Origin of the sequence: Staphylococcus sp. GDY8P57P, from assembly GCF_017892585.1 — a bacterium.
In the GTDB taxonomy this organism is placed as follows: domain Bacteria; phylum Bacillota; class Bacilli; order Staphylococcales; family Staphylococcaceae; genus Staphylococcus; species Staphylococcus borealis.
The window spans coordinates 1-14,282 of record NZ_JAESLK010000041.1 but is presented as its reverse complement, the minus strand read 5'-3'; the positions used below and the strand labels follow the sequence as shown (position 1 = coordinate 14,282).

At 31.6% G+C, this 14,282-nt stretch carries 17 protein-coding genes; 1 reads left to right on the top strand and 16 read right to left on the bottom strand.

Features of this window, described 5'->3' with window-relative positions:
- Window positions 1–159: 159 nt before the first annotated feature.
- The 12 genes from KA878_RS12630 to KA878_RS12575 all read right to left on the bottom strand — a co-directional run bounded on the left by KA878_RS12630 (window position 160) and on the right by KA878_RS12575 (window position 10,800).
- The gene (locus KA878_RS12630) at window positions 160–969 is read right to left on the bottom strand and encodes an alpha/beta fold hydrolase (protein ID WP_053030734.1); all 810 of its coding nucleotides are present in this window, start codon (window positions 967–969) and stop codon (window positions 160–162) included.
- Window positions 970–1,123: 154 nt separating this feature from the next.
- A complete protein-coding gene (locus tag KA878_RS12625; protein WP_053030736.1) occupies window positions 1,124–1,840 on the bottom strand; it encodes a hypothetical protein in 717 nt (238 codons plus the stop codon).
- A gap of 185 nt (window positions 1,841–2,025) precedes the next feature.
- Window positions 2,026–2,532 (bottom strand): SA0570 family protein, encoded by a 507-nt coding sequence (locus KA878_RS12620; RefSeq protein ID WP_193839681.1) that lies wholly within the window; start codon window positions 2,530–2,532, stop codon window positions 2,026–2,028.
- 151 nt (window positions 2,533–2,683) lie between these two features.
- Entirely contained in the window at window positions 2,684–3,478 is a 795-nt protein-coding gene (locus KA878_RS12615) for an alpha/beta fold hydrolase (protein WP_193839682.1), read from the bottom strand.
- A 1-nt stretch (window position 3,479) separates the two neighbouring features.
- Complete coding sequence (locus tag KA878_RS12610) at window positions 3,480–4,184, bottom strand: HAD family hydrolase (RefSeq protein WP_070854521.1); 705 nt, start codon at window positions 4,182–4,184, stop codon at window positions 3,480–3,482.
- A gap of 98 nt (window positions 4,185–4,282) precedes the next feature.
- The gene (locus tag KA878_RS12605; protein ID WP_193839683.1) at window positions 4,283–5,236 is read right to left on the bottom strand and encodes a FecCD family ABC transporter permease; all 954 of its coding nucleotides are present in this window, start codon (window positions 5,234–5,236) and stop codon (window positions 4,283–4,285) included.
- Window positions 5,237–5,482: 246 nt separating this feature from the next.
- On the bottom strand, window positions 5,483–6,373 hold the full coding sequence (locus KA878_RS12600) for an ABC transporter substrate-binding protein (RefSeq protein ID WP_193839684.1): 891 nt from the start codon (window positions 6,371–6,373) through the stop codon (window positions 5,483–5,485).
- A 207-nt stretch (window positions 6,374–6,580) separates the two neighbouring features.
- Window positions 6,581–7,075, bottom strand: coding sequence for a DUF805 domain-containing protein (locus tag KA878_RS12595; RefSeq protein WP_193839685.1), 495 nt, complete (start codon window positions 7,073–7,075; stop codon window positions 6,581–6,583).
- A 65-nt stretch (window positions 7,076–7,140) separates the two neighbouring features.
- Window positions 7,141–7,905 (bottom strand): MerR family transcriptional regulator, encoded by a 765-nt coding sequence (locus KA878_RS12590; RefSeq protein WP_075109393.1) that lies wholly within the window; start codon window positions 7,903–7,905, stop codon window positions 7,141–7,143.
- An 88-nt stretch (window positions 7,906–7,993) separates the two neighbouring features.
- Complete coding sequence (locus tag KA878_RS12585) at window positions 7,994–8,641, bottom strand: endonuclease III domain-containing protein (RefSeq protein WP_193839686.1); 648 nt, start codon at window positions 8,639–8,641, stop codon at window positions 7,994–7,996.
- Between the two features lie 84 nt (window positions 8,642–8,725).
- Window positions 8,726–10,387 carry an arginine--tRNA ligase gene (gene argS / locus KA878_RS12580; protein ID WP_075109426.1) on the bottom strand — a complete coding sequence of 554 codons (1,662 nt, stop codon included), beginning with the start codon at window positions 10,385–10,387 and terminating at the stop codon, window positions 8,726–8,728.
- Window positions 10,384–10,800 carry a YwiB family protein gene (locus tag KA878_RS12575; protein ID WP_193839687.1) on the bottom strand — a complete coding sequence of 139 codons (417 nt, stop codon included), beginning with the start codon at window positions 10,798–10,800 and terminating at the stop codon, window positions 10,384–10,386. Before KA878_RS12575 ends, argS begins: the two co-directional genes overlap by 4 nt.
- Window positions 10,801–11,088: 288 nt before the next feature.
- Here KA878_RS12575 and KA878_RS12570 point away from each other — a divergent pair, with 288 nt between their 5' ends.
- Window positions 11,089–11,184 carry a type I toxin-antitoxin system Fst family toxin gene (locus KA878_RS12570; protein WP_011276553.1) on the top strand — a complete coding sequence of 32 codons (96 nt, stop codon included), beginning with the start codon at window positions 11,089–11,091 and terminating at the stop codon, window positions 11,182–11,184.
- A 477-nt stretch (window positions 11,185–11,661) separates the two neighbouring features.
- Here KA878_RS12570 and KA878_RS12565 read toward each other — a convergent pair whose 3' ends face one another.
- The 4 genes from KA878_RS12565 to KA878_RS12545 form a co-directional block, all read right to left on the bottom strand.
- Window positions 11,662–12,276 (bottom strand): DUF5080 family protein, encoded by a 615-nt coding sequence (locus KA878_RS12565; protein ID WP_193839688.1) that lies wholly within the window; start codon window positions 12,274–12,276, stop codon window positions 11,662–11,664.
- A 214-nt stretch (window positions 12,277–12,490) separates the two neighbouring features.
- Window positions 12,491–13,156 (bottom strand): DUF5079 family protein, encoded by a 666-nt coding sequence (locus tag KA878_RS12555; RefSeq protein WP_193839689.1) that lies wholly within the window; start codon window positions 13,154–13,156, stop codon window positions 12,491–12,493.
- A gap of 16 nt (window positions 13,157–13,172) precedes the next feature.
- A complete protein-coding gene (locus KA878_RS12550) occupies window positions 13,173–13,523 on the bottom strand; it encodes a DUF3383 domain-containing protein (protein ID WP_228480738.1) in 351 nt (116 codons plus the stop codon).
- Window positions 13,524–13,655: 132 nt separating this feature from the next.
- Window positions 13,656–14,249 (bottom strand): DUF5079 family protein, encoded by a 594-nt coding sequence (locus KA878_RS12545; RefSeq protein WP_312884004.1) that lies wholly within the window; start codon window positions 14,247–14,249, stop codon window positions 13,656–13,658.
- Between the last annotated feature and the right edge of the window lie 33 nt (window positions 14,250–14,282).

The window sequence follows — 14,282 nt, the reverse complement described above, 5'->3', positions numbered from 1 at the left end:
CTAATCTTAGTATGTTTTATATACTTTTATATTGTTAGCTCGATGCCGAATTTAAGCTAATACATTTAATATAAAACGTGTTGAATACATTCAAAACAATGATAAAAAGACAATTTCTAAATGATTTCAATAGAAACTGTCTTTCTCAAATAACTAAACTTAATGATTTACTTCTACTATCTGCTCAACATTTTCTAAAAAGTTCAAATATAAGACTAGAAACTTATCTTCTTCTTCTACATAGGGTGCATGTCCTGATTCTTCAAATAAAACTTTTTCAACATTTTGGAATCGTTCTTCGATTTTATAATGTTCCTTGTCATTTATAATTGGATCATAACGTCCATTTACAATGAGTGTAGGTACTTTAACGTAATGTGTATACCCTTGATTTACATATGCTGTATTTAAAAGCGCCCTACTGGCTATGGCACTATCCTCAGAATTCTGTTTACTATATAATCGTTGTCGTTGAATCCATTTCATCGCTGATTCTTTTTCTTTATAAATATAGGGGAATAGTAACAGTAGCGCTTCAGATTTATTAAACCCTGCAATTTCATCTTGGTGCTCAATCATTAATTTCGTAAAACCATGAACGATATCTTCAGCTTTAGAGGAGATAATGGTTAAAGATAATACATGTTTTTCATGCTTTTCAGTAAATTCTCTAGCAATAATACCTCCCATATCATGACCTAATATATGTGCTTTCTTTAAGTTTAATTTATTGATTAGTACATATAAATCTTCGACATGATCTTCTAAATCATATGAATCAGGACGTGATGATTTACCATGTCCTCGAACATCGTATGCAATCACTCTATAGTTCTCTTGTAGTTGTTTGTTTAATAAATCAAACGCTGCAGAATTACCATCTAAGCCATGTATTAAGATAACGGGGCTGCCATGTCCTTCATCTTGATAAGCTAATTTTGTTTGGTTTAACGTTTCGATTTTTTTCATGTTGGCACCTCCCTTAATTGTTACTATACCCACTTCTTTAAAAGTTACGCTATGAATGTTCTTAACTTTATTTCATAAATTATTATATAAAATTAATATTTAAACAAAAAAACAACCACCTCAAAAATACAGGTGATTGTCTATGTGTTAAGAACTAAACCCTAGTTCTCGATGATAATTTAATTGTGTAAAAAATAATGAGTACAACTATTAAAATCCAAATAACTAAAGAAAAGATTTGTGCAATCTCAGGTTTTGTGATTACAGCATCAACCGTCTTTTGACAAAATAACAAGCCAATAGCTGTGTACTCCATCTTTTTAAAGAAAATACCTATTAAACTTAATATAATACCTATAAAAAAGACAACTTGATGACTATAAATAGTGATTGGAACGATTCCCCAGTTTAAATTAAACGCACGCATAATAATTAAGATTAATGCAATAATGGCGACAGTATATCCTAATATCATTTCAAAACGGTTACTATAGAGAAATTTCTTCTTATCAATCCGTATATTGATAAAAATCGTTAACGGAAAAATAATAATACAATAGAAAATTGAAATAGCTGTCGCCGCCTGGAATGGCACGTATTGTTTATCATAAAGATACGAAATTAAAATAAAATTCATAATAAAGAAAATAACAGGATTCGTTTGTAACCCAAATAAATTCCGTTGAATAATCAAAATAATTTGTGCTGGAGATTTACCTCTATAATCTAGATAATCTTGATCTTTTGATTCAGATTTCTTCAAATCTGTACGCAAATTTTCTTTAATATCATCGATTAAATTAGGTGCCATTCCTTTATGACTAAAGTAATCATTTATATTCTCAAGTAACACTTTATCATTGGTTCTCATAGGTTACTCCTTTGCTATAGTTTCGTTAGATTGACACGAATAGTTAATGGTTCAATTTAAAATTTTATCATACATTGACGTTATTTTCTGTTTAACCATAAAAAATAGGAGCAAGACGTCATTTAAAAGTTGGCATTTGACGTCGTACTCCTAGTGATTGATTGATAACATATATAGAATTTTAATTATTTAGCAAGATCAATACGATATAATTTGATGTTTTTATCTTGTGGTGAGTTTGAGCCAAATTGATAGCTTGTGTTACCTTTTTGGATATAACCAAAGTTACCACTTACTTTGTTATATTGAACACGCGCAATCGCATTTTGTCCTAAGCTTTTTTTCACTTGGTTATACGTTGGGCCATTGGCTTCATTATAAGTCATAGAAATTCTTGTAACATGGCCTTGGTTCTTCTTACCTACTGCAGTTACAACCAGTAAACCTTTATTAGTGCGATATTCATAATATCCTTCATTGTTACTTGGATTTTTAGAATAAATCGGTGTACCGTATTTGTTTGAAACATTTTTGATTGATTCGCCAAGCGTAATATTTTCTAGAGATTTTTGACCTTGTGTTAATTGTTGAACTGTTTGAATTGTATTTCCGCTAGCTGCTTCAGCATGATTAACGCTTACTCCTGTCATTACTAGTCCTGAGACTAAAAATGCCGCTACTAATTTTTTCATAAGCACTCTCTCCTTTATCTTGTTTCTCGTCTTGTGCTTATTCATAGTATACCCTAATTGTTACTTAAATAACAGTATTATTACAAAAATATTACAAATTAAGTTATTTTATGTAACAAAAAAGTTTTGGCGGCGTTTTTGAAACCCGTCATTAGTGCTCAGGCATAAATTTCTTAATAAATGGTGTTACATCTTCAACAAATTTCTCTTTTTCTTCTTCAAAAGGATATAGACTTGATTGTGCATAAACATCAAACTGCGCCTCTTTAATTAAATCGGCTACTTCTTTAGATTCAAGTGTTGTAATACGCTCACCATGTTCACCTGCAATGATTAACGTTGGTTTCGTCACACGTTCAAATACATTTGATATTGCTGCTTCTTTAAAGACATCTTCAACCGCTTGCGTTTCTTCTTTAGTAGAAATAGCATTAGTATCTTCAACATGTTTTAAAAACTTATTCACTTTTCTTGGTTTATGATAACGACGCTTTTCTAAGAATTTGTTTTGTTTTTCATCGTCCCAGTTACGAATTTTATGAGAGTACTTTCTAAATAAACGTTCCTCAGGCAATTCGCCTTCAATGGATGTTGGTGTCACCATAATGAGTGATGATACATAATTAGGATAGCGTTCTGCTAAATCAGCAATAATCGCTGCCCCCATCTCATGTCCTACAAATGCTGCTTCGTCTATATACAAATAATCCAATAATTGTATAATATCATCTGCAAATTCAATAAATTTAATCTCTCTTGGTTTATCTGAATAGCCATGTCCTCTTAAATCAAGTAAGACAACTTGAAAAGACTTTGCCAAATCTTTTGCTAAATTTTGAAATATAGAAGCATTTTCATATGCTGTATGTACTAAGACGACAGGGTAGCCTTCACCCATAGTATCGTAATGTAGGGATAAACCACCTTTTCTAGTAAATAAATCCATCTTATGCATCTCCTCCTTGTTTGATTTGAATTGGTAATATTGATAATAATTCTTCACTCGTTGTAATAATAAAATCAACTTCTTCTTCTAAAGGTTCTAATTCAGCGTCATCATGTTTAAACCACACACTTACCATGCCCATCGCACGTGCTGGTGCTACATCATTTAAAGCATCATCACCGACATACATAATTTCTTCTGGCTGAACATCTAATTGGTGAATCATATCTTCAAATATTTTAGGATGGGGTTTACGAAATCCTACTGTTTCAGAAGTTGATAAATAATTAATCACGTGCCCTAAACCTAATGAATGTAAACGAAACTGTTTAATTTTAGATTTACCATTTGCAATCACACCTAAAACATAATCGCTTTGTGATAATTTCTCTAAAGTATATAACGTGTCATAATAAGGGAAGACATAGCGATAGAAATGCATTTCAAAATCATTAAACAGATCTTTCCACGTTAAACGATCGATATGAAACTGCTTAATAATTGCCTTATATAAATCGGGTTTATCATTATCTTCATCATCATCTAATTCAATAAATTTCTGTTTAAAATCCGCTAATTGAACGTGTACGAAATAATCATGAAATCGTTCGTATTGTTCCTCAATGAATTTATCACGAGATTTTGTTCTATCTAATAATGTACCTTCTAAATCAAACACAACTGCTTTTATATGACTTAAGTCCATTGTCAATTCCCTCTTAACTCTATAATTATTCTCATTTTATCAAAAAGTCTTCTTTAAGATAATAACCCAACATAAGTATGCTGTGATCAAATGTGTATTTAAGTACGTCTAAATTGTTTAAGCAAAATGTAAAACAATGTTGGAATACCAATTAAAGCCAATATAATACTAGCAGGTATCTGTACAGGATGAATTAACGTACTGCCTACCCAATCTGCAATTAACATCATTGTAGCACCGATTAAACAATTTAATACCATGTGAATTCCTAACGTAAATCGCCAATAATAACGTCTTACCAATTGGGGTACAACCATACCGATGAAACCAATAATCCCCGTATAAGCCACTGCAACTGCCGTTATCATAGACGCTAAAGTAAGTACGATAAACATCACTTGTTGCACATTTAAACCTAATGATTGACTCTTCAACTCACCTAATTGTAATAACTTAATCCCAGGTATCATAGTAAATAAAATGATGATAAAAGGTATAGCTATTAGTCCTATGTAAATAACTTCTCTCGTTTCTGCCGCCGCGAATCCCCCGAAGAAGTAATTTGCGATTTGATTCATCTTACTAGGTTTAATTAACACAAGAATATACAAGAATGCATTAAAAAGTGCGCCAATCATCAATCCAGTAATAATAAGAATCTTCACCGGATAACCACGAGATATAGTTGCTGCAATCATCAATACAATTAATAGTGTGATAATACTGATGCCAATTGAAAAGATAGGTACCCAAATAAAAGATAATCCTAAAAAAATGGCCAAACCTGAGCCAAACGTTGCACCACTAGCCAATCCTAATGTAAAACTATCCGCTAATGGGTTATTCAACACAGTCTGAAACATATGGCCTGCTAAGGTTAGTATTGCACCCGTTAACATAGCTTCAATAATTCGTGGCAATCTAACTTTCAGCAATATCATTTGATTAAATGAATCTGCTAAATTACCCATATCCCATAATAAATAGAGTGTTATCACACCAATTAAACAGATGATCCAACCTAGCATTGTGAAATAAATATTCCTTGTCATTTTATCAACTCATCAACTATCTTTCTATAATTTCTTCTATTATAACTGATGATATAAAAGAATGGGACTGGAACAGAATTCTTTTAAAATTCGTCGTCCACTCCCAGCTTGCCTAGCTTGTAGCATTTCTTGATGAAATGCTTTTTTATTGAGGCTTCAGCCACGTAAAGATAAGCACTTAATATCAAGCGTCTTCTCTATTTAGTTAGTCACTACGAATGTGCAGTGTTACCTTTTTATAGCCATTTATCGTTTATAAATGGCATCACGTAATTCTTTCAAACCCTCATCAATACGAGGACCCGGACGTGAAATTTCATCACCATTCACAGTTTCAATACGTCCATTTTTCACTGCCTTAATTTGACGGAAACCATCACGCTTTTTAATGATTTTATAGTAATCTGATTTAGACAGACCTTCTGTAGAGATCAAAATGTCTGGGTTCTTTTTGATGATACTTTCTTTATCCACTGACTTCCAACCTTCTATATTTGAAAAGCTATTTTTAGCATCTAATTGTGTCAACATGTCATCGAAAAATGTATGTTTACCCGCTGTATAGATTTCTGGTTTAGAAGACACTTCCATGAAAACAGATTGTGATTTGTGATGTCTCGGCACTGACTTGATTACTTTGTCAACGTTATGCTTCGTTTCATCTACAAGGTCTTGCGCTTCACGTTCACGTCCAGTGACTTTACCTATCTGTTTAAAAGTATCATATGTTTGATTTAAAGATTGTGCATCTTTCACATAAACCACTTTGACACCATTTTTTTCAAGACTATCTAACACTTTTTTTGACGTCCCTTTTTGAGATTCATGCGCCAATATTAAATCTGGTTTCGCCTTTAACAATGCTTCTTTATTTAAATTCATTGCATCAAATTGTTTCTTACCTTCTTTAACATCTTTAGGATAATCATCTACTGTTGAAACACCAACAATATCTTTCCCAAGTCCTAATTCGTAAAGAATTTCCGTGTTACTAGGCATAAGTGACACGATACGATGATATGACTGATTTTTTGAATTTGAATCTGATTTATTACTCTCATTGTTTGCTTGTTTGTGTTGATTATTTTGACCACAAGCGACAAGTACCAGCATCATTATACATAGTACTATCCACATTTTTTTATTTAACACGACTACACATTCCTTTCTATCTTTAGTATATGTATGCATTAATCATAACAAATATTATTCAATATTAATTTAACTTTTTTATATTTAATTGTGTAATTTTATATTATCACTTATTTTGAGAAATAATCAGTAGTAAAAAAGCATTGAATACTTCTAAATTTAGAAATATTCAATGCTTAGTTTTAACACTCACTATGCTTTGGGGTTAGGTCCATATTCATTTGTACCTTGTTCACTATCCGCAATGCAGTAAATTAATGCGAAAATAGAGATAATTAATAATATAACTGATATAACAAGTACGACTACAGTTGAAGCCATTAAAGAAACATCAGCGTAAAATTGATTTAAATACGTATCAGATATCGTTTCGAGTAATACAATTAATCCTCTTAGTAACATAGACACTAACATAATTAATGGTATTAACATCGTACGTCCAACATCATGAAATCGACGCACCGACATGGTGAATGTTCCGATTAGAATAATGACATCAATCGTTTCATAAATAATCTTGAAAAACATATCGCCACCGCCAACTATCCAAGTGAGTACGTCGGTAAGTATGCTTAATAAAATGAGTACAATAATATTCGCGAGTGTTGCATACCAGTAATGTCGTCTACGTGTACGACCTTGTACATTAAAATAATTTCTCCAAAATAATTGGTACGACTCAATCATTATAGCGTCTCCTTTAAATATGATTCAGTATAATCATTACATAATAAAGGATTGAAGGAAACACTTTATTTGATATACGCTTGGATTGCTTTTGCGATATACTCATTCAAGTGATTATTGCGATGTTTATTTATATTCTTAGCAAAGCGATCATCACTTTCATAAGTAAGTGCGATATATTCTAAAAATTGATTATCCGCATTAGGCACTTGTCGTTGTAAAATGCCTTTTAAAGCTTCAATATTTTGATATACATGCACATCATCCGCTGCGTAGCCATTTTCTAATAAGTGATTCATTTCATTGAAAAATTGGTTGAATTGGTCATTTGTATCTTTATCATTATTCTGCTTATCAGAATCATCCATTTGATTTCTACGTTGTTTATATGACTGATAATAATCCGTATCGCCATATTTCAATTCAGCTTCTTTATCATATTGTTCTGTCACATCAAATTGATTGAATTGGTCCATATTAATCTCCTCGTTTCTATGATTTATTAGATGATGTTTGAGGTAATCAATGATTTGATTTAGCTGATTACGTCGTTGAACAATTTGGGCATAGTTATCTTCTAATATTGCATTTTTATTAGTAATACTTTGTTGAAAATATAATTGAATATCTTCGAGAGATAAATTGAGCTGTCGAAGAAATAAGATCGTTTGTAGCTTTGCAATATCTTGTGAATGATAGTAGCGATAGCCATTATCGTCTACATAACTAGGTACTAGTAAACCAATCTCATGATAGTAACGCAATGTTCTTGTACTAACCGTCGTCACTTTGCTCACTTCACTCGGTGTAAAATAGTTGTGATTTAACATTGTATTATTCTCCACTTTGTTTTATTTTCAATATCATTCATACCTCACTCATCTACTCAGGAGTATGCACTATGACGTAACGTTAAAGTCAATCATTTTTTATAAAATAATGATCTAAAAACGTATATTTCTGCTTTCCTTTGCCATTAAAATAATGTTTCCCAAAGTTATCTAATAATGCATGAAATTCATTGGCATCTTGATTTGTAAAATAATCTGGTAGTGTTATATGCTTTTTAAATTTATCGTAATTCTCTGTGTTTGAATAGCCTAATTTATGATACAAGCGTCGTGTATATCGATCAGGAATAAATTCGATTCCTTGAAAAAGATACACCAATAACACGTCAGCCGTTTCACTACCTATACCACGTATGTTTAACAATGCCTGTCTGAGCGTATCACCATGCATACGCGCAATGGCATCATAGTCAAAGTTGTATTGGCTTAGCCAATTGAATAACGCATGAATGGCCTTCCCTTTATTTTTAAAAAAGCCACTAGAACGTATAATGTCTTGTAGTTCATTTAATGGTAAAGCCAAAATGGTTTGAGGATCAAAACAGGTTTCTTCCTGTAAACGCATTAGCGCCATATCTGCATTGTTCCAATTCGTATTTTGCACTAATATCGCACCAAGCATCATTTCTTCAGGGCTTTCAGCCGGCCACCAATGTTGCGGGCCCATATTGTTTAATAAGATGTTATAAAGTGCTTCAGTCGTAAGCGTTAGCATACACTCACTCCAATCTTTACATAATAATACCCTCACAAATCGAAATTTATGAGGGTGATATCAAAATTTATATAATTCTCTTGATTACATCGTTTCTGGTGCTGATACACCAACTAATGTTAATGCATTGTGTAGTGTAATTCTAACTGCATCTACTAAAGCTACATGTGCTTTCGTTTTTTCTGCATCATCTGTTAATACTTTTTCAGCATTGTAGAATTTATGGAATGCAGATGCTAAATCTTGAATATAGTTCGTTAAACGGTGTGGTGCACGACTTTCTGCTGCACTTTCAATTGTTGATTCAAATTCAGCTACTTTTTTCAATAATTCAATCGCTTTTTCATTTGTAATTGTTGAGAAGTCTGCATCAGTTGTAACTTCAACACCTTGCTCTTTTGCTTGTTTCAAGATTGAGCAAATACGTGCATGTGCGTATTGCGCGTAATAAATTGGATTATCTTGTGATTTTTCTTTTGCAAGTTCTAAATCAAAATCAAAATGAGAGTCCGGACTACGCATTGTTAAGAAGTAACGTGCAGCATCAATGCCAACCTCATCCATAATTTCACGTAAGGTAATCGCATTACCGGTACGCTTACTCATCTTCACTTCGACACCGTCTTGCATTAAACGCACCATTTGCATAATTTGTATTTCAAGACGATCACTATCTACACCAAACGTTTCTAAACTTGCTTTCAAACGATTAATGTAACCATGGTGATCGGCACCCATTAAATCGATCAAAATGTCGTTACCGCGATTAATTTTGTTGTAGTGATACGCAGTGTCTGGTGTGAAATAAGTGTAATTACCATCTTTTTTAATTAACACACGGTCTTTATCATCTTTAAAATCAGATGTACGTAACCAAGTTGCACCATCCGCTTCATATGTGTAACCGAGTTCATTCATTTTAGCTAATGTGTTATCAATAGCACCGTTCTCATATAGTGATGTTTCACTAAACCAATTATCAAAGTGGACATTGAAATCAGCTAAGTCTTTTTTCAATTTATCCATTTCATAATCAACACCAAGTTTTCTAAATGTTTTAAGACGTTCTTCATCAGAATAATCTTTCATTTCTGGGTGCTTATCAGCTAAGTCTTTACCAATTTCGATAATATCTTTACCATTATAACCATCTGCAGGCATTTCATGACTTGTATCACCAAGCGCTTCAAAGAAACGTGTCTCAATTGAACGTGCCAAGTTAGTAATTTGATTACCAGCATCATTAATATAATATTCACGTGTTACATTGTAACCTGCTGCAATTAAAATATTAGCTAGTGAGTCACCAACAGCAGCGTTTCTTGCATGACCAATGTGTAAATCGCCAGTTGGGTTGGCAGAAACATATTCTAATAAGATATTTTTATTTTTAGATGCTTCAGCATAACCAAATCGATTACCTTTTTCAATCGCTTCTGGAATAACTGCAGTTAAATATTGATTATCTAAATAGAAATTAATAAAACCAGGACCCGCGATATCTACTTGCTTCACATTCGCTTTACTTGTGTCTAAGTTGTCAACAATCGCTTGAGCAATTTCACGTGGGTTACGTTTCGCAATCTTAGTTAATACCATTGCGATATTAGTTGAGTAATCTCCATTTTTAGTGTCTTTTGGTATTTCAACTTTGATATCTGGAATATCTTCAGCAAGACCAGCTTTTTTAATACTTGTTTCAATTTCTTGTATTAAAGTTGTTTTTACTTGATCAATAATATTCATTCGCCTATCTCCTTATAATTAATTTCATATTGATATGAGCCCATTTTTTCATCAATTTGATGTAACTCGTATTGAATTTTTAGCTTCCCACCATTTTCATTCACAAAATGCAAGATACTACGTGTTCTAACAGTCAAAGGGATACGTCCAGCTGGAATATCGTAAAGTGTAGTCGTATCATGACCTTCTACAAAGTGAAGATTCATATTAATATCGCCTTTGCGTATTAATTTGACGCCTCGCGCTTCGATTTTAATCGTTACATTAACGACTGCATCTTCAATTTTTTCTTGGTAACGAATATAATCTGCATTCTTTGTTTGCCAAGAACCTTGAGTAGCAAATTCAAATTTTTGTTTTTCACCATTTTGTTTTAAGACTTGCTTCGTTTGAATGTGTATATTCTTATCCAACGTTTGCCTCACCTTAGCTTCTAATTAATACACCACATTATAGCATAATTTAGATAGTGCATGTAGGTGATACTTCTCAGTTTTGAAGCATTTAGGATATATAAGTATCATCATCTATTTTGATAAATTGAGTAATAAAAAGAACAGTATATAGGTTAAATCTTGGGAAATATTACTATAAAATTACTTATTTGAATTAAACTATCAGCGTGTATTTGGAGATGATATAATATACTGGTCGCCTATCTCTCAGGCGTCAATTTAGGCGTAGAGAGGAGGTGCTAATCTATGCTAGAAATCCTTGTTCACATCACGACCACAGTCATCAGTGGTTGTATTATTGCGATATTCACGCATTGGCTACGTAATCGCAATAATAAATAGGCGACCATAGCCACACCTAAAAATCCCCTCACTACGGCAATAGTGAGGGGATTGGTGCATCTATGCTAGTTTCCTTGTTAACTAAATTATAACACTGGTGAGTGGAGAAATGCAAAATGATTTCATACGATGACTCAACTAATGAGAAGAAACATATTAAACAACGGTAGAAATTGAGGTGTGCGATATATTCGATACTAGAAAAACAACATATTTTAAAATTGTAGTTTCTTTTTTTAGGTAACATCATTCTCACATATATCGGGATAATAACTAATTATTAATGTAATAGAAAACAATATGTGATCCTACATAGACATTAGCATTTAATTTGGCAAGACTATTTGGTAACACTGTGGATGAATTTTTTCTTAATCATTTATTTATCACAAAAAGAGAGTGTAAATCCCCCCCTCTTCTTGTGCAATAGTACTATGTATTAAATGTTGTCTCAAAAACGTCGATGTATTTATCTCCCTACCTATGTATTATTAAAATCATAATGAGAATAATTACCCATATTGACATCAATAATGGTCTTATAGAAATAAGTCTCCATCGTCCTTTTATTATTCTTAAAATGATATCTATGATTATGTAAATAACAAATAGTGCGATAAAAATATAAAGTATGAAAAAATTTCCAATTGCAAAATCTTCTCTATACTGTGAGGATGCTTTAATTGACATGGTGATCATAAATATCAACGACATCAGTAGTGATATGATTCCTTTATATTTAGCTATGTCTAAATTAATTTTCATACTTTCAATTTTGTCATACTTCTGTTGTGTAATCATTTTATCTGGTGCCTTATTTAACTCTTGAATCTTTATTTTTAAGGGTCTAGACCATAATCCCCTTACACCCATAATTCCATACAGTAACACACCTATATTCAATATGAGCATCAAGTTTTCAAACTGATTTGCACTTTCTTCTTTTATGAGAATCACAGGTATTAAATATAAAATGAACGCTATAATATATGTCATTACTGGCAATACTTTAAGACCACCTGAATGCATAACAGATGTAAAATGTACTAAATAAAACAGACCAAATACGATTATAATAAGTAGAATATCCATTATGTGGTAGATACCTCCCATACCTTGACTTTTACATCAACCCAATTCACTTCATCTATTTCATTTATTATATGGTAGTATGGTGAAATCCATTGTTAAACTATCGTACGACATAAATAACCTTTAACTCTTTTCATATCATCTTCCCAATAATCTGGATGAATAGAAAATTCCATTTTTGCTATATGAGGCATTATCAATACGTCTAATTCCATTATTTATTGACTCCATATCTTTTTTTATTATCTTCACTTAGTTTATTAAAATCAGTAAATACTCTTCCATATAATAAATAATATTGAGAAACTAAAAAGTTACATGCAAAAATCATGATAATAGATACCATAAATACAAAATGAGAATCAGCAATATTGGGAATTATTATATATTCTATGATTTTTTGAACATATATTAATGATGCTATGACCTTTAATACTATTATTACTATAACCTTATCCACTCTTAACCAGTCTGGATAAAAGCTCATCAAAATTAGACTTAGAACATGGGACGTACTACATACAAATAAAGTAATGAATCCAACATACCAATATTTATCTAAATAATAATGATGTTCAGCTGCTACAAAAAAATACAAATTATATACTGTTACATAAGTAAAATAACAAGTTAAAATATTAACTATTAAATATCTTCTTGCTTGTTTTATTGGGGTTGTTATTTTCCTTTCGAACATTTGTAATAATCCTAATACATTGATTACAAGCGAAATTGCCGTCGTAATTAATAAATATTTAGGTGTATTTTCTAATGTAAGATTATAATGATATTGGATAGCTGCCGCTAATATAAACAATATTGACAACACGTTCATTACTTGTATAGATGGTTTTTTCATCTGTTTCAGTGAATTTTCCATTTAAAATTTACCTCCTTTATGAAAATATTGAGCTTATTGATTTTCCGAAATTTTTATTATTAATACTATCAGTTACCAAATTTTTGGAATTCTTCCACACATCAGAATTTCTTATAGCGCTCACTTTTTCATTAGCTTTATCCTTAACAATATCAGTAGCAGACTTACCTCTAACTAATTTTTGTTCAGATAAGATTGATATCCCTGTTCCAACTACCAAACCTAATCCTGCCCCTATTGGTCCACCAATGCTTGCACCGATAGCAGTTGATGTTCCTGTTGTGGCAGCCATAACTCCGAGATCAACGCCAGAATCCACTATTTTTTCTTTACATTGATTTTTCAGAGGCAAAATTTGATCCAACAACTAGCATGCCATCTATATATAAATATTATTCGAAATAAACACTTCTTTAGTACATCTCATACTTTCAATAATCTGGATGAATAGAAAATTCCATTCTAGCTATGTGAGGCATTATCAATACGTCTAATTCCATTATATACTCTCCTGCTTACTTGTATTTTCTATTGCAGTATAGACCTCTCCATAAAACAAGAAATATTGAGTTGCTAATGAGTTAGCAACAAATATCATTAACATACTACCTATGATTACAAAATGGGACTCTACAACATTAGGAATTAATATATATTCAACAATTTTTTGAACATAAATTGTTGATGCTATAACACTTAACACCATAATCCAAACGTATTTATTACCTTTTAGCCATGAGGGCTTACTTACCATTAATAATAGTTTACAAATATGCGCACTTGCACATATTAATAGAAACAGAAAGCTAACAACCCAAAAAGTAGTTAAATTAATTTGATGTTCTTCTGCCATAAAAAAGTAAAGATTATAAAGTGATAAATAAGTTGAGTAACCAGTCAAACAACCAATTATTAAATATCTTTTGGCCGTCTTTAGTTCTATACTATCTTTCTTTTCAAAAAGTTGTATAAATGCAAAAAAGATGATAATTATTTCTATCAATGTAGTAATGATTAAGTAAATAGGTGTTCTTTCAATGGTTAAACTATAAAAATATTGTGTCATTGATAATAAAATTATTATTAAAGATATTCAACGTGGTACTGGATAAAGTCCGTATAATTG

Bases quoted from the DNA above. Each gene is read 5' to 3' on its own strand.
- KA878_RS12630 (WP_053030734.1), bottom strand. From the start codon at position 969: ATGAAAAAAATCGAAACGTTAAACCAAACAAAATTAGCTTATCAAGAT.
- KA878_RS12625 (WP_053030736.1), bottom strand. From the start codon at position 1,840: ATGAGAACCAATGATAAAGTGTTACTTGAGAATATAAATGATTACTTT.
- KA878_RS12620 (WP_193839681.1), bottom strand. From the start codon at position 2,532: ATGAAAAAATTAGTAGCGGCATTTTTAGTCTCAGGACTAGTAATGACA.
- KA878_RS12615 (WP_193839682.1), bottom strand. From the start codon at position 3,478: ATGGATTTATTTACTAGAAAAGGTGGTTTATCCCTACATTACGATACT.
- KA878_RS12610 (WP_070854521.1), bottom strand. From the start codon at position 4,184: ATGGACTTAAGTCATATAAAAGCAGTTGTGTTTGATTTAGAAGGTACA.
- KA878_RS12605 (WP_193839683.1), bottom strand. From the start codon at position 5,236: ATGACAAGGAATATTTATTTCACAATGCTAGGTTGGATCATCTGTTTA.
- KA878_RS12600 (WP_193839684.1), bottom strand. From the start codon at position 6,373: ATGTGGATAGTACTATGTATAATGATGCTGGTACTTGTCGCTTGTGGT.
- KA878_RS12595 (WP_193839685.1), bottom strand. From the start codon at position 7,075: ATGATTGAGTCGTACCAATTATTTTGGAGAAATTATTTTAATGTACAA.
- KA878_RS12590 (WP_075109393.1), bottom strand. From the start codon at position 7,905: ATGTTAAATCACAACTATTTTACACCGAGTGAAGTGAGCAAAGTGACG.
- KA878_RS12585 (WP_193839686.1), bottom strand. From the start codon at position 8,641: ATGCTAACGCTTACGACTGAAGCACTTTATAACATCTTATTAAACAAT.
- argS (WP_075109426.1), bottom strand. From the start codon at position 10,387: ATGAATATTATTGATCAAGTAAAAACAACTTTAATACAAGAAATTGAA.
- KA878_RS12570 (WP_011276553.1), top strand. From the start codon at position 11,089: ATGCTAGAAATCCTTGTTCACATCACGACCACAGTCATCAGTGGTTGT.
- KA878_RS12565 (WP_193839688.1), bottom strand. From the start codon at position 12,276: ATGGATATTCTACTTATTATAATCGTATTTGGTCTGTTTTATTTAGTA.
- KA878_RS12555 (WP_193839689.1), bottom strand. From the start codon at position 13,156: ATGGAAAATTCACTGAAACAGATGAAAAAACCATCTATACAAGTAATG.